This window comes from Asanoa hainanensis (genome assembly GCF_900188485.1).
Taxonomy (GTDB): domain Bacteria; phylum Actinomycetota; class Actinomycetes; order Mycobacteriales; family Micromonosporaceae; genus Asanoa; species Asanoa hainanensis.
In genome coordinates, this window is record NZ_FZPH01000007.1 from 1 (window position 1) to 22,315 (window position 22,315).

The 22,315-nt window shown below is 70.1% G+C and carries 20 protein-coding genes; 14 read left to right on the top strand and 6 right to left on the bottom strand.

The window, feature by feature from the left end:
• On the bottom strand, positions 1-285 hold a 285-nt coding region (locus CHC05_RS18375), incomplete at its 3' end, for a transposase (protein WP_144022648.1).
• Between the two features lie 66 nt (positions 286-351).
• Between CHC05_RS18375 and CHC05_RS18380 the strand changes: the two genes are divergently transcribed.
• Positions 352-1,407: a hypothetical protein gene (locus CHC05_RS18380; RefSeq protein ID WP_089250437.1), complete on the top strand. Its 1,056-nt coding sequence runs from the start codon at positions 352-354 to the stop codon at positions 1,405-1,407.
• Between the two features lies 1 nt (position 1,408).
• Here CHC05_RS18380 and CHC05_RS18385 read toward each other — a convergent pair whose 3' ends face one another.
• Entirely contained in the window at positions 1,409-1,645 is a 237-nt protein-coding gene (locus CHC05_RS18385) for a hypothetical protein (protein WP_089250439.1), read from the bottom strand.
• Positions 1,646-1,864: 219 nt separating this feature from the next.
• Between CHC05_RS18385 and CHC05_RS18390 the strand changes: the two genes are divergently transcribed.
• Positions 1,865-3,220 carry a beta-xylosidase gene (locus CHC05_RS18390; RefSeq protein ID WP_144022649.1) on the top strand — a complete coding sequence of 452 codons (1,356 nt, stop codon included), beginning with the start codon at positions 1,865-1,867 and terminating at the stop codon, positions 3,218-3,220.
• Here the strand turns inward: CHC05_RS18390 and CHC05_RS18395 are convergent.
• On the bottom strand, positions 3,210-4,217 hold the full coding sequence (locus CHC05_RS18395; RefSeq protein WP_245871012.1) for a LacI family DNA-binding transcriptional regulator: 1,008 nt from the start codon (positions 4,215-4,217) through the stop codon (positions 3,210-3,212). The genes CHC05_RS18390 and CHC05_RS18395 overlap by 11 nt on opposite strands.
• 236 nt (positions 4,218-4,453) lie before the next feature.
• Here CHC05_RS18395 and CHC05_RS18400 point away from each other — a divergent pair, with 236 nt between their 5' ends.
• The 6 genes from CHC05_RS18400 to CHC05_RS18425 all read left to right on the top strand — a co-directional run bounded on the left by CHC05_RS18400 (position 4,454) and on the right by CHC05_RS18425 (position 11,958).
• Complete coding sequence (locus CHC05_RS18400) at positions 4,454-6,472, top strand: glycoside hydrolase family 127 protein (RefSeq protein WP_245871014.1); 2,019 nt, start codon at positions 4,454-4,456, stop codon at positions 6,470-6,472.
• The gene (locus CHC05_RS18405; RefSeq protein WP_089250445.1) at positions 6,469-7,770 is read left to right on the top strand and encodes an extracellular solute-binding protein; all 1,302 of its coding nucleotides are present in this window, start codon (positions 6,469-6,471) and stop codon (positions 7,768-7,770) included. The genes CHC05_RS18400 and CHC05_RS18405 overlap by 4 nt, the downstream gene beginning before the upstream one ends.
• Positions 7,771-7,835: 65 nt before the next feature.
• The gene (locus CHC05_RS18410; protein ID WP_245871017.1) at positions 7,836-8,708 is read left to right on the top strand and encodes a carbohydrate ABC transporter permease; all 873 of its coding nucleotides are present in this window, start codon (positions 7,836-7,838) and stop codon (positions 8,706-8,708) included.
• Between the two features lies 1 nt (position 8,709).
• Positions 8,710-9,540 (top strand): carbohydrate ABC transporter permease, encoded by an 831-nt coding sequence (locus CHC05_RS18415; protein WP_089250447.1) that lies wholly within the window; start codon positions 8,710-8,712, stop codon positions 9,538-9,540.
• Between the two features lie 49 nt (positions 9,541-9,589).
• Positions 9,590-11,449: an ABC transporter ATP-binding protein gene (locus CHC05_RS18420; RefSeq protein WP_089250449.1), complete on the top strand. Its 1,860-nt coding sequence runs from the start codon at positions 9,590-9,592 to the stop codon at positions 11,447-11,449.
• Between the two features lie 74 nt (positions 11,450-11,523).
• The gene (locus CHC05_RS18425) at positions 11,524-11,958 is read left to right on the top strand and encodes a CBS domain-containing protein (protein WP_089250451.1); all 435 of its coding nucleotides are present in this window, start codon (positions 11,524-11,526) and stop codon (positions 11,956-11,958) included.
• Here CHC05_RS18425 and CHC05_RS18430 read toward each other — a convergent pair.
• A complete protein-coding gene (locus CHC05_RS18430) occupies positions 11,937-14,417 on the bottom strand; it encodes an excinuclease ABC subunit UvrA (RefSeq protein WP_089250453.1) in 2,481 nt (826 codons plus the stop codon). The two genes, CHC05_RS18425 and CHC05_RS18430, sit on opposite strands and share 22 nt — an antisense overlap.
• A 150-nt stretch (positions 14,418-14,567) precedes the next feature.
• On the opposite strand from CHC05_RS18430, the gene CHC05_RS18435 reads away from it, so the two are divergent.
• Genes CHC05_RS18435 through CHC05_RS18445 form a run of 3 tightly spaced genes read left to right on the top strand, consistent with a single transcriptional unit; the run spans position 14,568 to position 16,779 of the window.
• Positions 14,568-15,815 (top strand): prolyl oligopeptidase family serine peptidase, encoded by a 1,248-nt coding sequence (locus CHC05_RS18435; RefSeq protein WP_089250455.1) that lies wholly within the window; start codon positions 14,568-14,570, stop codon positions 15,813-15,815.
• A 30-nt stretch (positions 15,816-15,845) separates the two neighbouring features.
• Positions 15,846-16,325, top strand: a complete 480-nt coding sequence (locus tag CHC05_RS18440) for a hypothetical protein (protein ID WP_089250457.1) — start codon at positions 15,846-15,848, stop codon at positions 16,323-16,325.
• Positions 16,276-16,779, top strand: coding sequence for a hypothetical protein (locus CHC05_RS18445; protein WP_144022650.1), 504 nt, complete (start codon positions 16,276-16,278; stop codon positions 16,777-16,779). Before CHC05_RS18440 ends, CHC05_RS18445 begins: the two co-directional genes overlap by 50 nt.
• On the opposite strand, the gene CHC05_RS18450 is transcribed toward CHC05_RS18445, so the two are convergent.
• On the bottom strand, positions 16,750-18,183 hold the full coding sequence (locus tag CHC05_RS18450; protein ID WP_089250461.1) for an FAD-dependent monooxygenase: 1,434 nt from the start codon (positions 18,181-18,183) through the stop codon (positions 16,750-16,752). The two genes, CHC05_RS18445 and CHC05_RS18450, sit on opposite strands and share 30 nt — an antisense overlap.
• Before the next feature lie 247 nt (positions 18,184-18,430).
• Between CHC05_RS18450 and CHC05_RS18455 the strand changes: the two genes are divergently transcribed.
• Positions 18,431-18,997, top strand: coding sequence for a dihydrofolate reductase family protein (locus tag CHC05_RS18455; RefSeq protein ID WP_089250463.1), 567 nt, complete (start codon positions 18,431-18,433; stop codon positions 18,995-18,997).
• A 197-nt stretch (positions 18,998-19,194) separates the two neighbouring features.
• Here CHC05_RS18455 and CHC05_RS18460 read toward each other — a convergent pair whose 3' ends face one another.
• Positions 19,195-20,121 carry a ribokinase gene (locus CHC05_RS18460; RefSeq protein ID WP_089250465.1) on the bottom strand — a complete coding sequence of 309 codons (927 nt, stop codon included), beginning with the start codon at positions 20,119-20,121 and terminating at the stop codon, positions 19,195-19,197.
• Between the two features lie 119 nt (positions 20,122-20,240).
• Here CHC05_RS18460 and CHC05_RS18465 point away from each other — a divergent pair, with 119 nt between their 5' ends.
• Positions 20,241-21,251, top strand: a complete 1,011-nt coding sequence (locus CHC05_RS18465; protein ID WP_089250467.1) for a LacI family DNA-binding transcriptional regulator — start codon at positions 20,241-20,243, stop codon at positions 21,249-21,251.
• Between the two features lie 37 nt (positions 21,252-21,288).
• Positions 21,289-22,314 (top strand): ABC transporter substrate-binding protein, encoded by a 1,026-nt coding sequence (locus CHC05_RS18470; protein ID WP_179266251.1) that lies wholly within the window; start codon positions 21,289-21,291, stop codon positions 22,312-22,314.
• Position 22,315 lies beyond the last annotated feature (1 nt).

Genomic DNA, 22,315 nt, shown 5'->3' on the forward strand with positions numbered 1-22,315 from the left:
GGCGACGCCGAGGACGTCCAGCACAGCTTGATGCAGCGCCTGCATGACGCCTTGCTCGACCCATTCGGTGAACCGGCGATGCGCGGTCGCCCGGGAGATCGGGAACGACTCCGGCAACGCGTCCCACGCGCAGCCGGTCTGCAACACGTACGCGATCGCCGCTACCGCAACCCGATCATCGATCCGCCGCCGCCCGCCACCCTGATGCCTTTGCGGGTGCTCGGGCAGCAGCGGCTGCACCAGATGCCACAACGACTCCGGGCAGTACTTCTCCACATCACTCACGCTCGTACAACGAATGATGTTGGACTACAACAACCCCAAATGAGACGCGGTCTAAGCTCTTGCCCCATGCGAATGATCGTCTCGTTGTGGGGCAAGGGGATCGGCGTCCTGGCGGTGCTCGCGATCGCGGGGTGTGCATCGCCGGCACCGGCGGCCCCGCCGCCCGCGGACCTGGCTGTCGTGGGAGCGCCGCAGGTCCACTTCGTGGACGCCGACCACGGCTTCGCGCTGGCGTCGTCGTGCGCGGACGAGTGCGGGGTGTGGCTGGCGAACACCTCCGACGGGGGTACGACCTGGCAGTCGCACCAGGTGCCGGGCCTGCGGTATCCGAGCGGCGAGGACCCTCGGGTCATGCTGCGGGTGCTCGACGGGTCTCGGGTGGCGCTGGACGGCTATGACGGTGACCGGCGCTGGTTCACGGCCGACGCCGGCGCCACCTGGACCGAGCCGCCCGTGCGCCCGGACGGCGTCGTCCAGAGCATCCCCGCGGGCGGCCTGGCGCAGGTCGAGAGCAACGCCGGCGCCCCGATCGGGATCGTCGTGCTGCTGCCCGACGGCCGATCGGCGCGCCTGGCCACCCCGCCGATCGCACCGTTGACCGAACTGATGACCGACGTGACGGTCGGCGCCGACGGCAGCGCCTGGGTCGAGGGCAGCGACGACGACCGGTCGTGGCTGTTCGTCAGCCGCGACCGGGGCCGGTCGTGGCGCGAGGTCCCGCTGCCCGCGGCGGCGGCCGAGCCGGGCCGCCCGCAGCGCACGACCGGCCGCCTCGCCGTCGCCGACGGCCGCACCGCCTTCCTCGTGGACGGGTCCGGCTACCGGTTGTGGCGCACCACGGACGACGGGCGGCGGTGGGAGCCGCTGAAGGCGCCGATCGCCAAGCCGACCGAGGACGTCGGGCTGACGGCCAGCCCCGAGGCCGATGGCGGGCTCACCGTCTTCGACGTGCTGACCGGCCGGAGCTTCACGCTGCGGGGGAACGCCTTCGTGCCCGCCGCGCAGCAGCGTCCCGCCGTCCGCGTCGGCGCCCGTTTCCTGGCCGGCAGCGGCGCGAGCGGCCGGGAGCAGCCGTACGTCCACTCGGCCGACCGGCAGACCTGGACCGAGCTGCGTTTCTGAGTCAGCGGGCCGCGGCCGCGATCATCATGACCAGGCCGGCGCCGGTCACCGCCGCGCTGACGAGCAGGAACGCCGGGTTGTGGGTGCTCCACCAGCGGATGCGGGGCTGGACGCAGCCCGGCACCTCCTCGATGCGCACGACCCGCAGCGCGAACACGTTGAGCGTCGCGGTCAGGATGCCGAGCGCGCCGATCCCGGCCACCGTCTCGGCGACCTGCGCGAACGTCGTCGGCTCCATCACCGCATCACACCGCGTGGCGCCGTCGTCTCCTGTCTCAACTTGAGACACCCGGGCGAGCGGGTCGGCCGACCGTCGAAACATTCTTTCGGAGACCTACGTACGTCTATTTGATCGTCAGAAAACAGCAGGTCAAGATGCCTGTCTATTGCTAAAAGCGCTTTCGTGGGTCATCGTCTTGGCTAGCTCCGTCCCCCTCTGCAAGGAAGGACCGACGACGTGACTATCCGACCCACCCCTCGCAGGCTCCTGGCAGTTGCCGCCGTCGTGGTGCTGACGCTGGGATTCCAGCCAGCTTCGCCGGCGTACGCCGCGGTGGACGGCATGACCGTCAACTTCTCGCTCTTCGGCGGAACGCCGACCTATCGCGCCTCCGGCTTCATCTACGGCGTGTCGACGAACGCGTCAGCGCCGTCGGTGTCGACCACCGACCAGATCAAGGTGAAGACGATGCGCGCCGGCGGGTCGCAGATCGGCTGTCCCAACGGCGGCTGGGTCAACGGATCCTATGGTCCGCGGTGGGACTTCATGCGGGCCTACTACAACCGGGCGCAGCGCACCGGCGCGCGCGTCGAAATGATCATCGCGGGGCTGTGGGGCTCCGACGGCGTCTGCAACGTCCCCCGGTGGCCCGGCGACAACGGCAACTGGACCGACTACACCAACTTCATCAACCGGATCATCGCCGATGTCCGGGCCGCCGGGATGACCGGGTCGAACGTGCGCTGGGACATGTGGAACGAGCCGAACATCTTCTTCTGGGGTCGCGGCCAGGCCCAGTACCTGGAGATGGTCCGGCGCGGCACCCAGCAGATCCGGGCGGCCCTCCCGGGCGCGGTGATCGTCGGCCCGAGCTGCGCCTGCTCGCCGAACAACAGCTGGTTCGCCACGTACCTCGACTATGTCAGGGCCAACAACGTCGTCCCGAACATCCTGAGCTGGCACGCTCTGCCGGGCGATCCGGCCGTCGACGCCGCGAACGCCAGCAGCATGCTCGCCGCCCGGGGGATGAGCGTCCAGGGCTACTCCGTCAACGAGTACGGTGCGTTCGGCGCCGAGCAGCAACCCGGTCCGTCGGCCTGGTACATCGCCCGCCTGGAGCGGTGCAACTGCGACGGCGCACGGGCCAACTGGGGCATGGTCGGCCAGACTCCCTCGCTCTACGACACGCTGGGCTGGCTCACCACGTCCAACGCCGGCCAGCCCATGGGCCAGTGGTGGGTCTACAAGCGCTACGCCGACCAGTCCGGCCAGCGCACCAACATCACCGCGGGCTCGTCGCACGACGGCATCGTCTTCCAGGACTCCGGCAGCCGGCGGTCGCTGGCCGTCTTCGGCGCCCGGGCCGGCGGCGCGCAGGGTGCCATCGACATCCGCTACACCAACATCCCGTCGTGGCTGCCCACCAACGGGTCGGTGAACGTCCTGGTCGAACGGATGCCGTCGACGAACGCCGCCGTCAGCGCGCCGACCGTGGTCTCCAACAGCCGGTTCGCGGTCAGCGGGAACTCCATCCTGGTGCCCGTGAACTGGACCAACGCCAACGACGCGTACGCCGTCACGCTCACACCGTAGGCCCGGAGGTGGCACGACCCGTGGTCCGTGGCCCGGTGGACTCGCGGACCACGAGTCGCGTCGGATGGCGGATCACCCCGCTGGTGGCCTCGCCGCCGAGGGCGTCGAACAGGTGCTTGGCGGCGGCGGCGCCGATGTCCTGCAGGTTCGTGTCGATGGTGGTCAGCGGTGGGTTGCTCTGGGCCGAGAACGCCTCCCAGTTGTCGTAGCCGACCAGGGCGACGTCGTCGGGGATGCGCACACCCATCTGGTTCAGGGTGTCCGTCACGCCCACCGCCAGCTGGTCGCTGCCGCAGAAGATGGCGTCGAGCCCGGGGTGCGCGGCGAGCAGGGTGCGGGCGGCGTGCCGGGCCCACCGTTGGGTCCAGTCACCGAACATGGCCCCGCCGACGATCGGTTGCCCGGCCCGCTCCAGCACCTCACCCAGCGCGCTTGCCCGTTCGCGGGCCGCGCGGTAGGTCGGCTCGCCGGTGATGTGCCCGATCGCCTGGCGGCCCTGCGCCAGCAGGTGCTCGGCCGCCAACGTCGCGCCATGGCGGTCGTCCGAGATGATGGACAGGTCGTCGGGGTTGTCCGACTCGCCGTAGGCGTAGACCACCGGCACCGCGACCTCGTCGACGAGCGACGGTCGTAGGTCGTTGGACTCACCCACCACGATCAACCCGTCGACGGACCGCGCGAGCAGCGTGCGCAGGTAGTGCCGGCGGCGGATCGCGTCACCCCGCGCGTCGCACAGCAGCACCGACATCATCTCGTTGCCGACGGTGTTCTCGACGCCCAGCAGGATCGGGATCGAGAACCGGCCACCGAGCTCGTCGGTGAGCAGCCCGATCGTGCCGGTCCGGCCGGACATCAGTCCTCGAGCCAGGACGTTGGGCTGGAACGCCAGCACCTCCGCCGCCTTCAGCACCCGCTCCCGCGTGGCCGGCGCGACCTCGGCCCGCTCGTTGAGTGCCTTCGAAGCCGTGGCCGTGGACACCCCGGCCAACCGCGCCACGTCACTCAAGGTCGCCGAACGCCCGCTCTGCCTAGCCACCGAAAGCCTTTCCTGTCATGCCGTCGCCCCCCATGGCAGGTCGGCCGCAGTCTACCGCCCGATCCTTGACAGCACTGGCCGACATCGATAAATTCCCGAAAGGCCTTTCGGCTTTGGGTTTCTGCACTCTACCAGGCGAAACAGTCGGCGCTCGATGGGCGCCGAAACCCCCGCGACGGCAAGGAAGCGAAGCACGCATGGCGACTGAGCTCCACCCGATGGCCGACCACCCGACAGATGTCAGCACCGCCGCCGCCGGACCTGGTCCGGCGAGCCCGACCGGCCGAGCGACGGGCCTGCGGCCGCTCGGGCTGGACGCCGTGCGGCTGGACCCGGCCGGTCTGCTCGGCCGGTGGCAGCTCCGCAACGCGACGGCGACGCTGCCCCACTGCGTGCGACAGCTCGACGAGAGCGGCGCGCTGGACAACCTGCGACGTGCCATCGGAGAGGTCGACGGAGCACACGTCGGCATGCGGTTCAGCGACTCGGACGTCTACAAGACGCTGGAGGCCGCGGCCTGGCAACTGGGCCGCGATCCGGGCGACCACGCGGCCCGCGAGTTCATCCGTTCGACGTCCGCGTTACTGGCCCGCGCCCAGGAAGCGGACGGTTACCTCAACTCGTACGTGCAGTCCGACCCGAGCCGCTCGCGGTGGGAGGACCTCGAGGAGGGCCACGAGCTCTACTGCGCGGGCCACCTGATCCAGGCCGCTGTCGCGGTCGTGCGTGCCGGTGCCGGCTCCGATCTGCTCGCGGTCGCCGGGCGGGCGGCCGACCTCGCGGTCGAGGTGTTCGGGGCCGGTGGAAGGGACGCTGTCTGCGGTCACCCCGAGATCGAGACCGCGCTCGTCGAGCTCTACCGCGCCACCGGCCGGCAACGCTACCTGGACCTGGCCAAGCGCTTCGTCGACCTGCGCGGCCAGGGCCTGCTCGGTGAGAACGAGAGATTCGGCCGGGCGTACTTCCAGGACGAGGTCCCGGTGCGATCCGCCACCGAAGTCACGGGCCACGCCGTGCGCCAGCTGTATCTGCTCGCCGGCGTCGTCGACGTCGCCGTCGAGACCGGTGACCAGCAGCTGCTCGACGCCGCCGAACGGTTGTGGGAGTCGGCGTTCCAGACGAAGACCTACCTCACCGGCGGGCAGGGCTCACGACACTGGGGCGAGTCCTTCGGCGATCCCTACGAGCTGCCGCCCGACCGCGCGTACGCCGAGACCTGTGCCGCCATCGCCAGCTTCCAGTGGAACTGGCGGCTGCTACTGGCGACCGGCGCCCGTCGGTACGCCGACGAGATGGAGCGCGCGCTCTACAACGCGATCGCCGTCGCCGTGTCCGCGGACGGCGAGAGCTTCTTCTACTCCAATCCACTCCAGTTGCGCACCGGCCACGACGGATCGCACGAGGACGCGCCTTCGCAACGGCTTTCCTGGTACTCCTGTGCCTGCTGCCCGCCCAACCTGGCCCGCCTCATCGCCTCGCTGCAGTCCTATGTGGCCACCGAAGACGCCGGCGGCACCCAGCTGCACCTCTACAGCGCCGGCAGCGTCCGCACCAGCCACGGACAGATCGATGTCGACACCCGCTACCCGTGGCAGGGCCACCTGCGGCTCACGGTCCGCTCGACCCGGTCGGAGCCGTGGACGCTCGCGCTGCGGGTTCCCGGCTGGTGCACAGCGGTCACCGTCTCCGTCGACGGCGAGCCCGTCGACCCGGCGACGGTCGATCGGGCGATGGCGGAGGGCTACCTTCGCCTCACCCGATCCTGGCAAGGATCCAGCACCGTCATCGTCGACCTGCCCATGCCGGTCCGGCTGGTCGGTGCCCATCCGAAGGTCGACGCGGTGCGGGGATGCGTCGCCCTGGTCCGGGGGCCGATCGTCCACAGCATCGAACAGGCCGATCTGCCCCCGGAAAGCTGTCTGGAAGACGTCGCTCTCGACGTCAGCGCGCCGATCACCGTCACCGACTCCGGCGAAGGAACGCTCGTGCCCGTCACGGTGACAGCGCAGGGACTCCTGCCAACCGCGGCCGGATCATCCGAGCTGTACGGCGCCTACCCCGTTCCGCCCGCCCCGCTGACGCGCCTGCGGCTCGTCGCGATTCCCTACTTCCTCTGGGGCAACCGGGAGCCCGGGCCCATGCGGGTCTGGATTCCCACCGTGCCGGCGCCATCCACCACAGGAACCCCGCTCAGTGAATCGAAGGAGAAGTCATGAGAGGCATTGCAGCGCCGCGATGCTGGTCGGGTGGTCGACGAGCGATTGCCGCCGTCGTCGCCGTCGGCCTCGCGGTCGTCCTCGCGGCATGCGGCTCCAGCGACACCGACACGACGGTGCAGGCTCCACCTGACGGAGTCGACGACGGCTCAGAGCTCACGCTGTGGACGCGCGCACCCCTCGAGAAGCAGGCCAAGCTGCTGGTCGAGGCATACAACGCCAGCCACAAGAACCAGGTCAAGCTCACGGTCGTGCCCAACGACGACTACGTGGCCAAGGTCGGCGCGGCGGCGGGGTCGAGCAGCCTGCCCGACCTGTTCGCCGCCGACATCGTGTACGTGCCCAACTGGGTGAAGCAGGGCCTGTTCAAGGACATCAGCGCCAACATCAACGGGTTGTCGTTCAAGGACTCGATCAACAAGGGCCACCTGGCCGCGGGCACCGACGGCGGCAAGGAGTACGTGCTTCCGTTCGTCCTGGACCTGTCGATGCTCTTCTGGAACAAGGCGCTGTTCAAGGAGGCCGGGCTCGACCCGGAGAAGGCACCGTCCACACTCGCCGAGTACGCCGCGGCCGCGAAGGCCGTCCAGGGCCTGAACAAGTCCGGCGTGTACGGCACCGCGACCGGCCTGAACTGCGGCGGCTGCCTGGTGTTCACCTGGTTCCCGTCGTTCTGGGCCGACGGCCAGGACGTGACGAACGCGGAAGGGACGGCCTCGCTGCTGACCAGCGACACCGCGAAGAAGGTGTTCGGGACGTGGCAGGACCTGTGGAAGTCGGGAGCGGTGCTGCCGTCGTCCCGGGACGAGGCCGGTCCGACGTGGACAGCGGGCTTCACCCAGGGCAAGGTCGGGCTCATGTTCTACCCGGCCACGTTGCTCTCCTCCACACCGTTCGACGTCGGGGTGGCCGGCATTCCCGGCGCCGCAGGGGGAGCCTCGACGTTCGTCGGTGGTGACGGCATCGGCATCTCCAAGGACTCCGCGAAGTCCGACCAGGCCTGGAACTTCCTGAACTGGATGATGACCGAGAAGGCCCAGGTGGAGGTGCTGGCCAAGAACAACGACGTGGTCTCCCGGTCCGACCTGGCCGACAACCTCTACGCGGCCAAGGACCCGCGCCTGGTGACGATCAACAAGGTGGCCGCCGACGGCCGGACGCCGGTCTCGCTGAACTTCCAGCAGGCCTACAACGCGACCAACAGCCCCTGGTTGAGCCTCGTCCGCGACTGCGTGCTGGAAAGCTGCGCGAACCTCCAGAAGAACAACGACCAGGTGTCAGCGGTTCTCGGTCAGTAGTGGTCGGGTGGGCCGGCGCGCGACGGGCGCCGGCCCATCCCTGTGCGATGCGTGGAGGAGACGTGGTGACGAAGGTCCGGCGTAACCGCGACGCCGCGGCGGGTTGGCTCTTCGCGAGCCCGACAGCCGTGTTCGTCGTTCTGCTGTTCGCCCTTCCGCTGGTGCTGGTGTTCAAGATGTCCGCGTCCAGGTGGCCGCTGCTGGCCGGCGACCAGGGCGTCAACTTCCCGGACAACTACGTGAAGGCCGTCGAGAACCGGTTCTTCGTCGACTCGATCGTCTTCACGCTGAAGTACACGTTCCTCGCCACGGTCCTCCTGCTGGCCCTCGGGCTCGGACTGGCCCTGCTGGTGCAGGAGTCCTCCCGCTGGCGCAACCTGCTGCGCGTGTCGTTCCTGATTCCGAGCGCGCTCGGTCTCGCGTCGGCGAGCCTGCTCTTCTACGTGCTGTACTCGCCGCTGGCCGGTCCGCTGGCGCCGGTCATGGAAGACCTCGGCATCAGCTTCCTCGGCACGCCCAACATGGCCCTGGGCTCGACCCTCTTCCTGATCGTGTGGCGCTACGCCGGCTTCTACATGCTGCTCATGCTGGTCGGCCTGCAGAGCGTTCCCAGCGAGGTGTACGAGGCCGCACACCTCGACGGGGCAACCCGGTGGCAACAGTTCCGACGGGTCACGCTGCCGCTGCTGCGACCGACGCTGGCCCTCACCACCGTGCTGTGCGTGACAGGCTCACTGCTGGCCTTCGAACAGTTCTACATCCTCACCAAGGGCGGCCCCGACAACAGCACCGTCTCCGTCGTCCAACTCATCTACACGGTGGCCTTCCAGGGCCAGAACGACCTCGGTGTCGCGGCGGCGCTGTCCGTGATCGCGCTGTTCGCCCTGGTGGTCATCAACGTCGCGCAGCTGCGCGCCTTCCGATACGAGGGAACCTGACATGCGGCCTACGATCGCCGGCGTCGTCCTGCGGATGCCCTACTGGGTGTTCACCGCCAGCCTCGCCGCCATCTTCGTGTTCCCGCTGGCCTGGACGGCCGTCTCCTCGGTCTCGCCGCACGCCGGCACCAACCAGGTCGACGGTTGGGGCTTCGGCAACTACGTGACCCTCGCCCAGTACCAGGCCGGCGTCTGGCGCTACCTGTTCAACTCGGCGTTCGTCTCCCTGCTCACGGTGGCGTTGACGCTGCTGGTCTCGCTGCTCGGCGGGTACGCCTTCGCCCGCTTCCGCTTCCCCGGGCGGAACCTGCTCTTCGTCGCGACCCTGGCCATCCTCATGGTGCCGTACGCGACGCTGCTGATCCCGCTCTACGTCCTGCTCGACTATGTCGGGCTGACGAACTCGCTGGTCGGCGTCGCCCTGGTCCTGACGATGTTCCAACTGCCCTTCGCGACGTTCATGATGCGGATCTCGTTCGAGGCGATACCCCGGGAGCTGGACGAGGCCGCCCGGGTCGACGGGTGCTCGCCCTTCCACGTGCTGCGGCAGGTGCTGCTCCCGTCGGTCAAACCCGGCCTGATCACCGTCGGGCTGTTCGCGTTCCTGGCCGCGTGGAACGATTTCATGGCCCCGCTGATCCTCGTCAACGACTCCGACCGGGTCACCCTGCCACTGGCCGTCGCGAACCTGCGCGGCCAGGTTCAAGGGGTGGTCGACTACGGCGCGACCGAGGCCGGCGTGGTCGTCCTCGCCCTGCCCTGCGCGATCCTCTTCCTGATCCTGCAACGCCACTACGTGCGCGGCTTCATGTCCGGCGCGATCAAGGGCTGAGGCGCACAAATGGCAGGCGACGAGCGGCAAACTCACCTAACCTCTCGGCGTGCTGGGTCTGTTCGAAAACTCTGTTGATCCTTTTCCTGCCACCTCCGAGGGCGCGCCGGCCAGCACCGTCGGTCGCTTCCTGCTGACCGAGTTTCGGCCGCTGCGGCCCGTCGTGGTCGGCGCCGTCGCCACCACCCTGCTGTGTGCGGCCATCGAGGTCTGGCTCATCTGGTACGCCGGTGCGCTGGTCGACGCCCTCGCCGCCGGCAGCCCGCGCACGCTGTGGGCCGAGCACGGCACCGAGCTGATCGCCGTCGTGGTGCTGGTGCTGCTGGTCCGCCCCGCGGTCAACCTGGTCGGCGAGGCGCTCGACGACATCGCGTTCCGGGCCAACGCCCGGCCCCTGGCGCGTTGGCGGGCGCACCGGCACGTGTCGCGCCAGTCCGTCGGCTGGTTCCGCGACGACCTGGCCGGGCGCATCGCCACCTGGGTCCGCGACGGCGGTGACGCCGCCAGCACCGCGGCGTACTGCGTCGTGCACACGCTCGTGTTCGTCGTGGCGTACATCGTCGGCTCGGTGTGGCTGATGTCCGCGATCGACGTGCGGCTGCTGCTGCCCCTGGGCGCCTGGATCGTCGCGTACGCGTTGCTGATGCGCTGGGCCGTCCCGCGCTACCGGCAGGCGTCCGCGCGCCTGCAGGACGCCGAGTCGGACCTGACGGGCCTGCTGGTCGACGCGTACGCGAACGTCGACACCCTCGCCCTGCTCGGCGGGCCGGACGCCCGCGTCGGGCACGACCGTGAGGTGTTCGCCCGGGCCCGGCGCGCCCACCTGGCCGTGCAGCGGGTCGAGGTCACGGTCAACGCGAGCATGATGGCGCTCGGCAGCGCGCTGCTGTGCGGGCTGGTCGGCTACGGGATCGTCCTCTGGCAGACCGACGCGGCGCCGCTGGGTCTGGTCGCGGCCGCGCTGGCGCTCAGCTTCCGGATCACCGCGATGGCCGAGTGGCTGCTCGACGCCGTCTCGTCGCTGTTCGGGTCGGTCGGTGCGCTGCGGCGGGCGTTGAAAACCGTCGCGGCGCCGCTCGCGGTCGCGGACAAACCCGGTGCGACCGACCTGCGGGTACGCGGCGGCGCGATCAGCTTCGCCGAGGTCAGCCACCACTACGGCCGTGGCGCGGGCGGCCTCGACCGGCTGAGCCTGGACGTCGCGGCGGGGGAGCGGGTCGGCGTCGTCGGCCGATCCGGTGCGGGCAAGTCCACACTGGTCGGTCTGCTGCTGCGGTTCCACGACGCGGAGTCCGGCACGATCACGATCGACGGCACCGACATCACGGACGTGACGCAGGAGAGCCTGCGCGGCCAGATCGCCATGGTCGCCCAGGAGGCCACCTTGCTGCACCGGTCGGTCCGGGAGAACATCGCCGGGCCCGGCGCCGTCGACGACACCCGGATCGAGGCGGCGCTGCGCCGGGCGTCCGCCGACGGATTCGTCGCCACCCTGCGGGACGCGGACGGCCGCACCGGCCTGGACGCCCACGTCGGCGAGCGCGGCGTGCGCCTGTCCGGCGGCCAGCGGCAACGGATCGCGGTGGCCCGGGCGTTCTACCGCGACGCCCCGATCCTGGTCCTGGACGAGGCGACGTCCGCCCTGGACTCCGAGGCGGAGGCCGCCATCCACGACACCATCGGCGAGGTGATGACCGGCCGCACGGTGATCGCCATCGCCCACCGCCTGTCCACCATCGCCCACCTGGACCGCATCGTGGTCCTCGACGCGGGCCGGATCATCGAGCAGGGCGCCCACGCCGACCTGCTCGACCAGGGCGGGCTGTACGCGGACCTGTGGTCACGCCAGTCCGGCGGCTTCCTGGCCGCCAGCCCAGACCCAGACGCGCGGCCAGCCATGGGCCGGTGACGCGCACCGGGACCCGATGGGGCTTAACCTAGGTTTGACCACGGCAACGCCGCCGAACGTCCTCGGGAGACCACATGCGAATCAGCGATGTGCTCCGCGTCAAAGGCAGCACCGTCATCACCGTCACCCCTGATACAACTGTCCGGGACCTGCTCGCGGTGCTGGCCGACCATCGCATCGGCGCGGTGGTGGTCTCGCGGGACGGCGCCACCGTCGACGGCATCGCCAGCGAGCGCGACATCGTACGTGCGTTGGCAGCGCAGGGCGACGCGGTGTTGGCCGGGCCGGTGGCGGCGATCCAGACGACCGACGTCCACTCGTTGGGCACCGACGCCAGGCTGGAAGACGTGATGCGCCTGATGACCGACCGCCGCATCCGGCACCTGCCGGTGATGCACGAGAGCCGCCTGGTCGGCATCGTCACCATCGGTGACGTCGTCAAGAGCCGGATCGACGAGCTGGAGTCCGACCAGGCCGCTCTGACCCACTACATCGCCGGCGACCGCTGACCCGACGCCCGCCGCCTGGTCCGCCCGTCCAGATGGGAGGCGAGCCAGGGGCCGGTGACGCTGTGCGGGTCGGCGGCGATCTCAGACGGGGTGCCGCGTGCGATGATGCGGCCGCCGTCCGGGCCGCCGCTCGGGCCCATGTCGATCACGTGGTCGGCCGCGGCCAGGATGTCCAGGTCGTGGTCGATCACGACGATCGTCGCGCCGTCGGCGAGGAGGCGGTCGAAGACGCCGACGAGGGTACGGATGTCGACCGGGTGCAGCCCCGTCGACGGCTCGTCGAGCACGTACAGCACGTCGTGTTGGCTGCTGCGCAGCCGGGCCGCGATGCGCAGCCGCTGCGACTCGCCGCCGGACAGCGACGGGGTCGGCTCGCCGAGGCGCAGGTAGCCCAGGCCGACGTCGACGATCGGGCGCAGCGGACGGGCGATCGTCGGCACGTCGGCGTAGCGGTCGAGGGCCTCCCGCACCGTCAGCTGCAGCACGTCCGCGATGGTGAGCCCGTCCACGCGTACCGCCAAGGTCTCGGGGTTGAACCGCGCCCCGTGGCAGGTCGGGCATTCGACGTTGATGTCGGGCAGGTATTGCACGTCCAGGTCGATCGAGCCGATCCCGCGGCAGGTCGGGCACTGGCCCGCCTTGGTGTTGAACGAGAAGTGGCCGGCGGCCAGGCCCGAGTGGGCGCCGAAGTAGGCCCGGATGGCGTCGAAGGCACCCGAGTACGTGCTGGGCGTCGACCGGGCGTTCAGGCCGATCGGGGTCGCGTCGATCTCGACGACCTGCCGGATCGAGCCGAGCGAGAGCGACTTGACGTGCTCCGGCAGGTCCTTGTCGGCCAACCGGGCGCGGGCCGCCGGGATCAGGCTGTCCAGCACCAGCGCGGTCTTGCCGGCGCCGGACGGGCCGGCCAGGGCCGTCAACCGGTTGACGGGGAAGCCGGCGGTCACGTTGCGCAGGTTGTAGAGCCGCCGCACGGCGATCGTGGCCCGCTCGCGGGGCAGCGGGCGCGGCGGGCGGTCGACGGCGGGCCCGCCGGACAGGAACGGCCCGACGATGGACCGGCGGCTCTTCTGGATCTGGTCGGGTGTGCCCTCGGCGACGATCGCACCGCCGAGGCGGCCGGCGCCCGGGCCGAGCTCGATGACCCAGTCCGCCGACCGGATCAGGTCGAGGTCGTGCTCGACGATGACGACGGTGTTGCCGTTGCCCGCCAACGCCGCGATCGTCTTGCGTAGACCCTCCACATTGCTCGGATGCAGGCCGACGGACGGCTCGTCCAGGACGTACAACATGCCGGTGGTGTTGGCCCGTACCGTCGAGGTCAGCTCGATCCGTTGCCGTTCGCCGGTCGACAGCGTGGCGCCGGCCCGGTCCAGGCCCAGGTAGCCCAGGCCCAGGTCGAGCAGCGGGCCGATCGCGCCGAGCAGCTCGCCGATCAGCCCGGTGGTGAGCCGGTCGAGCTCGGGCGGCATCAGCGGCGGCAGGTCGTGCGCGAACGCGACCAGGTGGTCGAGGTCCAGGGCGCTGATCTGGGCCAGGTTGCGGCCGTTGAGCGTGGAGCGCAACGCCTCCGGGCGCAGCCGGGCGCCGTGGCAGACGGGGCACGTGTGCGAGACGAGATATTTGCTCTTCTCCGACTTCTGGGCCGCGGTGATCGCGTTGTCGTAGGTGACGTTGAGCCGCACCGTGCGCCTGTTGCGTCCGGAGAGGACCACCGGCTGCTTGACCGGCTTCCCGTGCAGCACCTGGTCCTTCTCCTTGCGGGTCAGCTTGTTGTACGGCACGTCGAGGCGCACCCCGAGCTCGCCGGCCGCGTACATGGACAGCCGGCGGCCGCCGACGTTCCACGGCAGGACGGCGCCTTCCGCGATCGTCTTGGTCGGGTCGGGGACCAGAGTCTCCGGGTCGACGTCGTACCGGGTGCCGATGCCGTTGCAGCCCGGGCAGGCCCCGATCGAGTTGAACGCGAACGACTCCGCGCCCGGCGCCTCGAACCGCTCGCCGCCGACCGGGCACACGATCTCCATCGCCTGCGTGGCCACCGACGGCGGCACCGGATGGCCGTTCGGGCAGCGGTGCGTGCCGAGCCTCGACATGATCAGCCGCAGCACGTTGAGCACCTCGCTCATCGTGCCCACGGTGCTGCGCCGCCCCGGCGTCGGCGGGCGCTGCCGCAACGCGAGCGCGGGCGGCAGGTGGTCGATCCGGTCGACGTCGGGCCGCTGGTCCTGGGTGAGCCGGCGCCGGCTGTAGGTGCTCAGGCCTTCCAGGAAGCGGTGCAGGCCCTCGGCGTACAGCGTGCCCATCGCCAGGGAGGTCTTGCCCGACCCGGACACTCCGGCGATAACCACCGTGCGCCACAGGGGCACGTCGACGTCGAGGTCGCGCAGGGTGTTGTGCCGGACGCCCCGGGCCTGGATGGCGCGGGGAAGCGTATCCGGCGGCGGTGCGATCTTCATAGCTCCGGTCTAGCCGAATCCGGCCTGCGGCGCGGGAAAACCGCGACGCTACTGGCAGTGATGGTTGCCGATGAAGGGTTCCCTGAGATCACCTTACTGTGATAGACCGACTTCATTGCGTTACTTGTCGAACTGATCAAAGGAGCCGGCATGGGTACGCCTCTGCGCCGTCGCACGATCCTGGCCGCCGGTGCTGGTGCCGCCGCGGGTCTGTCCCTGCCCGCTCTGGCGGCTGACGCGGCCACCAGTGTTCGCTTCGAGCTCAACGCGGAGGTTCTCGACGGCGGGGAGCAGGTCACGTCCGTCACGCTCGACACGTCCCGCCTCGGCCACGTCGACCCTTCCTCGGTGTCGGCGGCGACCTTCAGCGTGCACGCCAAGGCGACCAGCCCCATTGCTCTCGCGGCCGGCGACCAGATCTTCAGCGTGTACGACCTGGACCGCACCGTGACGGCTGCCCGGGTCGACCGCCGCGGCGACATCGTGCTCGAGCTCAGCCACGGGGAGGGTCAGCTCGGCGGCGGGACACTGGGCTACATCCTGAGCCGGGGCCGCAACGTCCAGCTCGACCTCGTCTACACCATCACCCAGAACGCACCTCTCGTCGTACGCGGTCGCAAGCCCTTGCTTATCTCGTCGTTCGTGCAGGGGCGACTGGTCAACCCCGAGGTGGACGCGTTCAGCTACCACACGTCCGGGTCGGGCATGAAGTACCGGCTGTTCTCGCCGTCCGACTGTCGCGGGCGGCGGCCGCTGGTCGTGTGGCTGCACGGCGGGGGAGAGGGCGCGTCGCTGCCGGACAACTACTACGACAACGAGACCACGTTGCGGGCCAACCGCGGCGCGCTCGGCTTCGCCACACCCGAGGCCCAACGGATCTTCTCCGGCGCGTACGTCGTGGCGCCGCAGAGCACGTCGTTCTGGCTCGAGGACGGCCCCCGCTTCGCGCCGCTCATCCAGGAGATCGTCCGCGAGGTGTCCCGGCGGCATGACGTCGACCGCGACCGGATCCACGTCGTCGGGTGCAGCAACGGCGGATACATGGCTTTGAAGATGACCGCTCTGTATCCTTCGCTCTTCGCCACGTCCGTGCCGATCTGCGGCGTCGTCACGTCCCTGCAACCGGGCGGGCCGACGATGGTCACCGACGCCGAGCTCGTCGCCATCGACACCCCGACCTGGCTGGTCGCCTCGCGCGACGACACGACGGTGCCACCGGAGCTCAACACCGTCCACGCGCACGAGCTGATCCCAGGCTCGATCATGTCGCTGTACGACACCGTGACGTGGGACGGCTACCGGTTCCCGGGTCACTGGTCGTGGATCTACGTCGCCCGCAACGACCCTCAGCACGACGGGACACGCGTGTGGCAGTGGATGGCCCGCCATCGACGATGAGGGTTGCGGGCATGCCCGACGCTGACGGGTATGGAGCTGGGGTCGACCGTCGGGTACGTGGCTGACCTGCCGCAGGAGCGGCTGGGCCTCGGCGGTGGCCGGCTCCTGCTCGTCGGCCTGCTCCCCGCGCCCCTGGTCGGCCTCGACGCCTCGATGTGGTGGTCGCTGCTGACGCTCGAGTCGGCCCTCGCGTGCTGGTTCGTGCGCCCGGTCGGCGTCGTCGGGTCCGCCCTGCCGCTCCCGGTCTCGTTGTTGATCTCGGGTGGCTCGCTGGCGGTCGGGTCGGCGACAGCCTGGCTGGTCAACCCGTCGATCGTCGCGCGGACGTTCGTGGTGCTCGGTGTCGTCGTCGGTGTTGTGGCGCTGCGCCGCACGGTTATCGATCGGCGGCGCGCCGATCGTGACGACGGAGGAACGGTTCGGCTTCTCGCTTCACGGCGGACCACAGTGGAGCATGGTGGTGCGCGGGCGTGGTGTCCCTGGCTCGCTGGTCGCGCTGGGGCAGCCTGACCCGGTCAGCGAGGCGATCCTGGCCGGCGTCGGCGAAAGCCAGCTCGGCCCGGCTCGCGAGGCGCTGCGGGCCTGGGGCACGGTGGCGTTCGGTCCGCTGTCGGTGTGCGACTACGGGTTGGTCACCCCCGGCGGGCGGGTCGCCTGGTCCGAGCTGGTGCGCGTGCGGCTGGACGCGTGGCCGACGGGTCGGTTCTACGCTCCGCACACCGAACGGGAGACGCGGGTGGTCCGCATCGTCTTCGAGGTCTGCACGGTCGCGGACTTCGACGGTCGTCCGCCGACGCCGAACAGCTTCGACCTGCCGCACCTGACGGACATCGACGTGGTGCGGCGGGTCGCCGTCCTGGCGGACGGGCGGTTGGAGAACGCCGAGATCGTCAGCGCCGACTGGCAGCTCCCCAACCTGCCCACGTTGCTGCGGCTACTGCGCGAGCGCCACAAGCTGGCGTGACGCGCCGAACCAGCGGGTGAGCTGCTCGTCCAGGCCCCGCTGGTCGTCTCCGATCCAGGCGACGTGGCCGTCGGGGCGCAGCAGGACGCACCGTTCCCCGGTGGGGTCTGCTACGTGGTCGACCCGGTCCGACCAGCCGCCGACGGTGAGGCGTCCGGTGCGGTCGAGCAGCAGGCCGCGGCCGGCGTGCAGGAGGTCGTAGAGGCGGCCCTGTTTCACGTCGAGGTCGGGGAGGCGGCGGCCGAGCAGGTCGGGGCCTTGGCCGAAGTCGTACCGGATGTCGATCGCGGTGATCTTCTCGATCAGGCGACGGTTCACCTCGTCGATGTCCATCAGCTCGGTCAGCAGCCGGCGCACGGCCCGCGGGCCGGGCTCGGTGGACAGCAGCTCGATCTGGGCGCGGGTGTTGTCGAGCACGTCCGCGGCGACGGGGTGGCGTTCGGCCTCGTACGTGTCCAGCAGGGTCTCCGGCGCCCAGCCGCGGACCTGCGCGGCGAGTTTCCAGCCGAGGTTGACGGCGTCCTGGACGCCGAGGTTGAGGCCCTGCCCGCCGATGGGTGGGTGGATGTGTGCCGCGTCGCCGGCGAGCAGGACTCTTTTGAGCCGATAACGCTCAGCGATCCGGGTTGCGTCGCCGAACCGGGACAGCCAGCGCGGGTCGTGGACGCCGAAATCGGTGCCGGCGACTTTGCGCAACTGGCGTGTGAAGTCTGCCAGCGTGGGTGGTTCGGCGCGGTCGCTGACGCCCGCGGCCGGGACGATGACGCGATAGACGCCGGTGCCGACGGGACTGATGCTGAAACGCCGGTCGGTCGCACGCAGCTCTCGTGCCGCGGCGGCGATCTCCTCGTCGGGAACACCCACGGCCAGCTCGCCCATCAGCGTGTCGTTGCGGGACGGCTCGCCGGGGAAGCCGACGCCGAGCAGTTTGCGCACGGTGCTGCGGGCGCCGTCGCAGCCGACGAGATAACGCGTCGTGGTTTGTTCACCGTCGGCGAGCGTGACGGTCACGCCGTCGGCGTCCTGCGCGAGGTCGACGACCGCGGCACCGCGGCGGACCTGTGCGCCCAGGGCGATCGCGTGCTCCTCGAGGAGTCCCACGATGACCGGCTGCGGGATGCCCAACAGGTAGGCGTGCGCGGAGTCCAGGCCAGCGGGCGCGGGCTTGTCGATGGCGGCGAAGAACCCGGCGGCCGGACGCCGCCGGCCGTGCGGGAGGACGCGGTCCAGCAGCCCGCGCATTGCCAGGATCTCGAGACTGCGGATGTGCAGGCCCACGATGCGGGCGTACGAGGTGGGCTCGGTCAAGCGCTCCAGCACGAGAACCCGCACGTCGTGCAGCCGCAACTCGGCGGCCAACATCGCGCCGGTCGGTCCACACCCAGAAATGATCACGTCAAACATTCGGTGTTGCCTTTCGGGAGTGCCAGTGGCGCTCCCGGTGACACCTAAGCGCGTCGCCCGGAGAGCACCCACATCGGTCCAGCGTTCATGGGGTCTCACCTCCTAGGGCGGCGTCACGGTCGGTTGGAAGCTACAAGCCGGATTGGCCCCGCGTCCAGTCGTTAAAGGCTGTCGAAACCCGCCAGGCGGCTCCGACGTTGCGGTGAAGGCGCCGACCGGCGGCGCCGGGTTCCGAGGGAGACCAACGATGGCCAAGATCGTGCTGGACGTGTCGATGTCGCTGGACGGCTTCACCACGGGCCCAAACGTCCGCGCGGCCGAACCGATGGGCGACGGCGGCGAGCGCCTCCACGAGTGGATGGCCGGGACGAACGCGGTCGACGCCACGGCCCGCGACGCGATCAACGACAATGTGGGCGCCACCCTGATGGGCCGACACACCTTCGACCTGGGCCTGGTCAACTGGGGCGGCACCCCGTGGCCGGGCGTCCCCAGCTTCGTGGTCACCCACCGCACCCGCGAAGACCTGACGGGCGACAACGGCGGAGTGTTCGCCTTCGACGACAACCTGGAGTCCGCCGCAGCCCGCGCCAAACAGGCCGCAGGGGACAAACACGTCCTGGTGATGGGCGCGGACATCGCCGGCCAACTCCTGAAGGCAGGCCTGCTGGACGAGGTGCACCTGCACCTGATCCCCATCCTGCTGGGCGACGGGACGCCGCTGTTCCGCGGCGAGCAAGGCAACCTGATCCCGGACGGCACCCCGGTCACCGGAACGGCAACGCACCTGCGTTTCCGGCCGTCGCCCAAGTGACCGTCGCGCGCCTTTGCTCTGCACCCATATCCGCAACACCCCCGCTGACCTGCGGTGCGTATATGGGTGCAGAGCAAAGCCCCGTGGAGTGGTGGTCCGGCGGCCCCGTGCTCGCGGGACGCTCGACTCAGGTGAAGCGCCGTGTCGCCGCCGATGATCCGTGTTGAGGAGCCCTCAGCACGTGGTGTCGCCGGCGTTCAGGCCCTTGCCCACGTGAGGGCCGCGTCGAGGTCGGCGGCCTGGGGGAACGATGACTGGGTGCCCGCGCGGGCGACGCTGGAGCTCGCGCATGCGCAGCCCAGTCGGGCGGCGGCCGTGGGGGAGAGGCCCGCGGCCAGGCCGTAGGAGAAGGCGCCCACGAAGGCGTCGCCGGCGCCGGTGGTGTCGATCGCCGTTGTCGCTGGTGGGGTGATTCGGACGACCCGTCCCGAGCCGTCCGCGACCGCCGCGCCCGCCTCGCCCAGCGTCGCCACGACCTTGACGCCGTAGCGGGCGGCCAGGTCCGTGATCGCCGTGTCCGTCGGGGTCGAGCCTGCCAGCGACTCGAACTCGACCTCGTTGGGCATCAGCCAGTCGGTGACCGACAGCAGGTCGGGGCTGATGTCCGCCGCCGGTGCCGGGTTCAGCACCGTCAGCGCGCCGCGTTCCTTGGCCGCGCGGAAGCCCGCCGCGGTCACCGCCTGCGGAACCTCGAACTGCCCGACCACCACGTCGACTCGGGGGATCGACGAGACCGCCGATGTGGCCTGGCCTTCGGTCAGCAACGCGTTCGCTCCCGGGACCACCACGATGCGGTTGTCTCCGCCCGCCTCCACCCAGATCGGGGCCACGCCGCTGCTCGCCGCGGACGTCCGCGTCACGTAGGTGGTGTCGATTCCAGCCGCGCGGAAGTTGTCGAGGGTCATGTCGCCGAAGACGTCTGTGCCGACGCAGGCGACCATCCAGACCTCGGCACCGAGGCGGCCGGCCATCACCGCCTGGTTCGCGCCTTTTCCGCCGAAACCCAGGGCGAAGCGGTCGCCGAGCAGCGTCTCGCCTGTGTCCGGAATGCGCGGCAGGTAGGAGATCATGTCCATCATCGTGCTGCCGATGACCACGATGCGCGCCCGCTCGAGACCGGTCATGCCGCGCGGGCCCCCAATTGTTTCAAGATCTTTCACGTCTGCTTGACGGGATGCTCGCACGGATCTACGGTCCAGTGCAATCGATACCAGGGTTCGATTCCAGGGGGCTGTGACCTGCTATGTCCGAGGCGACGATCGGTGACGTGGCTCGGCGGGCCGGCGTCTCCACGACGACGGTCTCGCGGTTCCTGGCCGGTCAACCCGTCCGCGCGGAGGAGTCGATCCGCGCTGCCGTCCAGGACCTCGCCTACCGCCCGAGCCCGGTGGCGCGCAGCCTGCGCTCCGGTCGTACCCGGTCGATCGCCGTTGTCGTCCCCGACGTCACCAACCCGTTCTTCGCCGCCGTGGTGAAGGGCGCCGAAGCGGTGGCGCGGCAGGACGACTACCACCTGTTCCTCTCCAACACCGACGAGGACGTCGACCGGGAAGCCGCCGTCCTCGCGGACCTGGTCGGCCGCGTCGACGGGGCGATCCTGGCGCCGACGGTCGAGTCGGACGAGGCCCCGCTGCGCGCGCAACAGGCCGGCCTGCCGATCGTCTTCCTCGACCGCGAGATCGGCGGGACGGGAACCGACCTGTTCGACGCGGTCCTGGTCGACAACGCCGGCGGCAGCCGCCGAGCCGCCGAGCATCTCTTGGACCTGGGCCACCGCCGGATCGCCATCGTCAACGGCACCGTCAACTCGACCCCCGGCCGGCAACGCCGCGAGGCGTTCCTCGACGCGTTGCGACAGAGCGAAACCGCGCAGGTGTACGAGGAGGTCGGCGACTTCCGGGAGCAGGGCGGCTACCAGGCGGTCATGCGCCTGCTCGCTCTCGAACACCCGCCGACGGCCCTGTTCGTCACCAACAACCTGATGACCATCGGCGCGCTGCGCGCCCTGCACGACCTCGGCATCAGCGTGCCCGACCAGCTCTCCGTCATCGGCTTCGACGACCTCGACCTCGCGGCGCTGCTGATGCCGCCGCTGACCGTCGTCGACCGCCCGATGGAAGAGCAGGGCGCGCTGGCCATGCGGCTGCTGCTGCGCCGCCTGCGCGAGAGCGGCGACGTGACGGCCCGCCGCATCGTGCTGGAAACGAACCTGCTGATACGTGGCTCCACCGGCCCCAACCGACGTACGACCTGATTGGACACTGATGACCTCTCGCCGTGATTTCCTTTCTGTGACCGCGAAACTCCTCGGTGGCGGCGCGCTCATGGCCGTGTCCGGCGGGGCACTGGCCGCCTGTGGCGACGACGACGACGCGAAAAGCGCCAGCGGCGGCGTCAGCCCGGTCACCTTCCAGCTCGGCTGGCTCGCCAACGTCGAGAACATGGGCATCTACGTCGCCGACGACGGCGGCTACTACACCAAGGAAGGCCTGAAGACGACCGTCGTGCCCGGCGGCCCGTCGGTGTCCGTCGGCCCCCTCGTCGCCAGCGGCAAGGCGTTCGTCGGCCTCGACTCCGTCGACACGATCGCCCGGGCCCGCAAGGAAGGCGCCCCGCTCAAGATCGTCGGTGCCACCCTGCAGAAGAACCCGTCCGCCGTGGTGTCCCTGGCCAAGAGCCCCATCCGTACGCCGCAGGACCTGGTCGGCAAGCGCCTCGGTGTGCAGCAGTCCGGCACCGAGATCTACAACGCGTTCTTCAAGGCCAACGGCGTCGACCCCAAGTCCGTCACGTACGTGCCGGTGCAGTTCGACCCGGCCCCGCTGGTCAACGGCGAGGTCGACGCGTTCGCCTCGTTCCTGACCTCCCAGCCGATCCAGCTCAAGCGCCAGGGCGTCGACACGGAAGCCTTCCTGCTCGCGGACTTCGGCTACGGGCTGTGGGCCGACGCGTTCGTCGTCAGTGAGGCCACGCTCGCCGACAAGGAGCAGCGGGCCCGGCTGGTCAACCTGATGCGCGCCAGCGTCAAGGGCTGGCAGGACGCCGTCGCCGACCCCGCGAAGGGGGTCAAGCTCGCGGTCGAGAAGTACGGCAAGAGCCTGCAGCTCAACGCCGACGAGCAGCTGTTGACCGCGCAGTCGTTCGTGCCGCTGATCCAGACGCCGGAGACGAAGACCAACGGCCTGCTCACGATGTCGAAGGCCGGCATCGACGCCAACATCGCGACGATGGCGGCCGTCGGCATCACCGCGACCGCCGACGAGCTGTTCGACACCACGATCCTGGCGGACGTGTTCGCCGGAAAGCCGACGGTGTAAG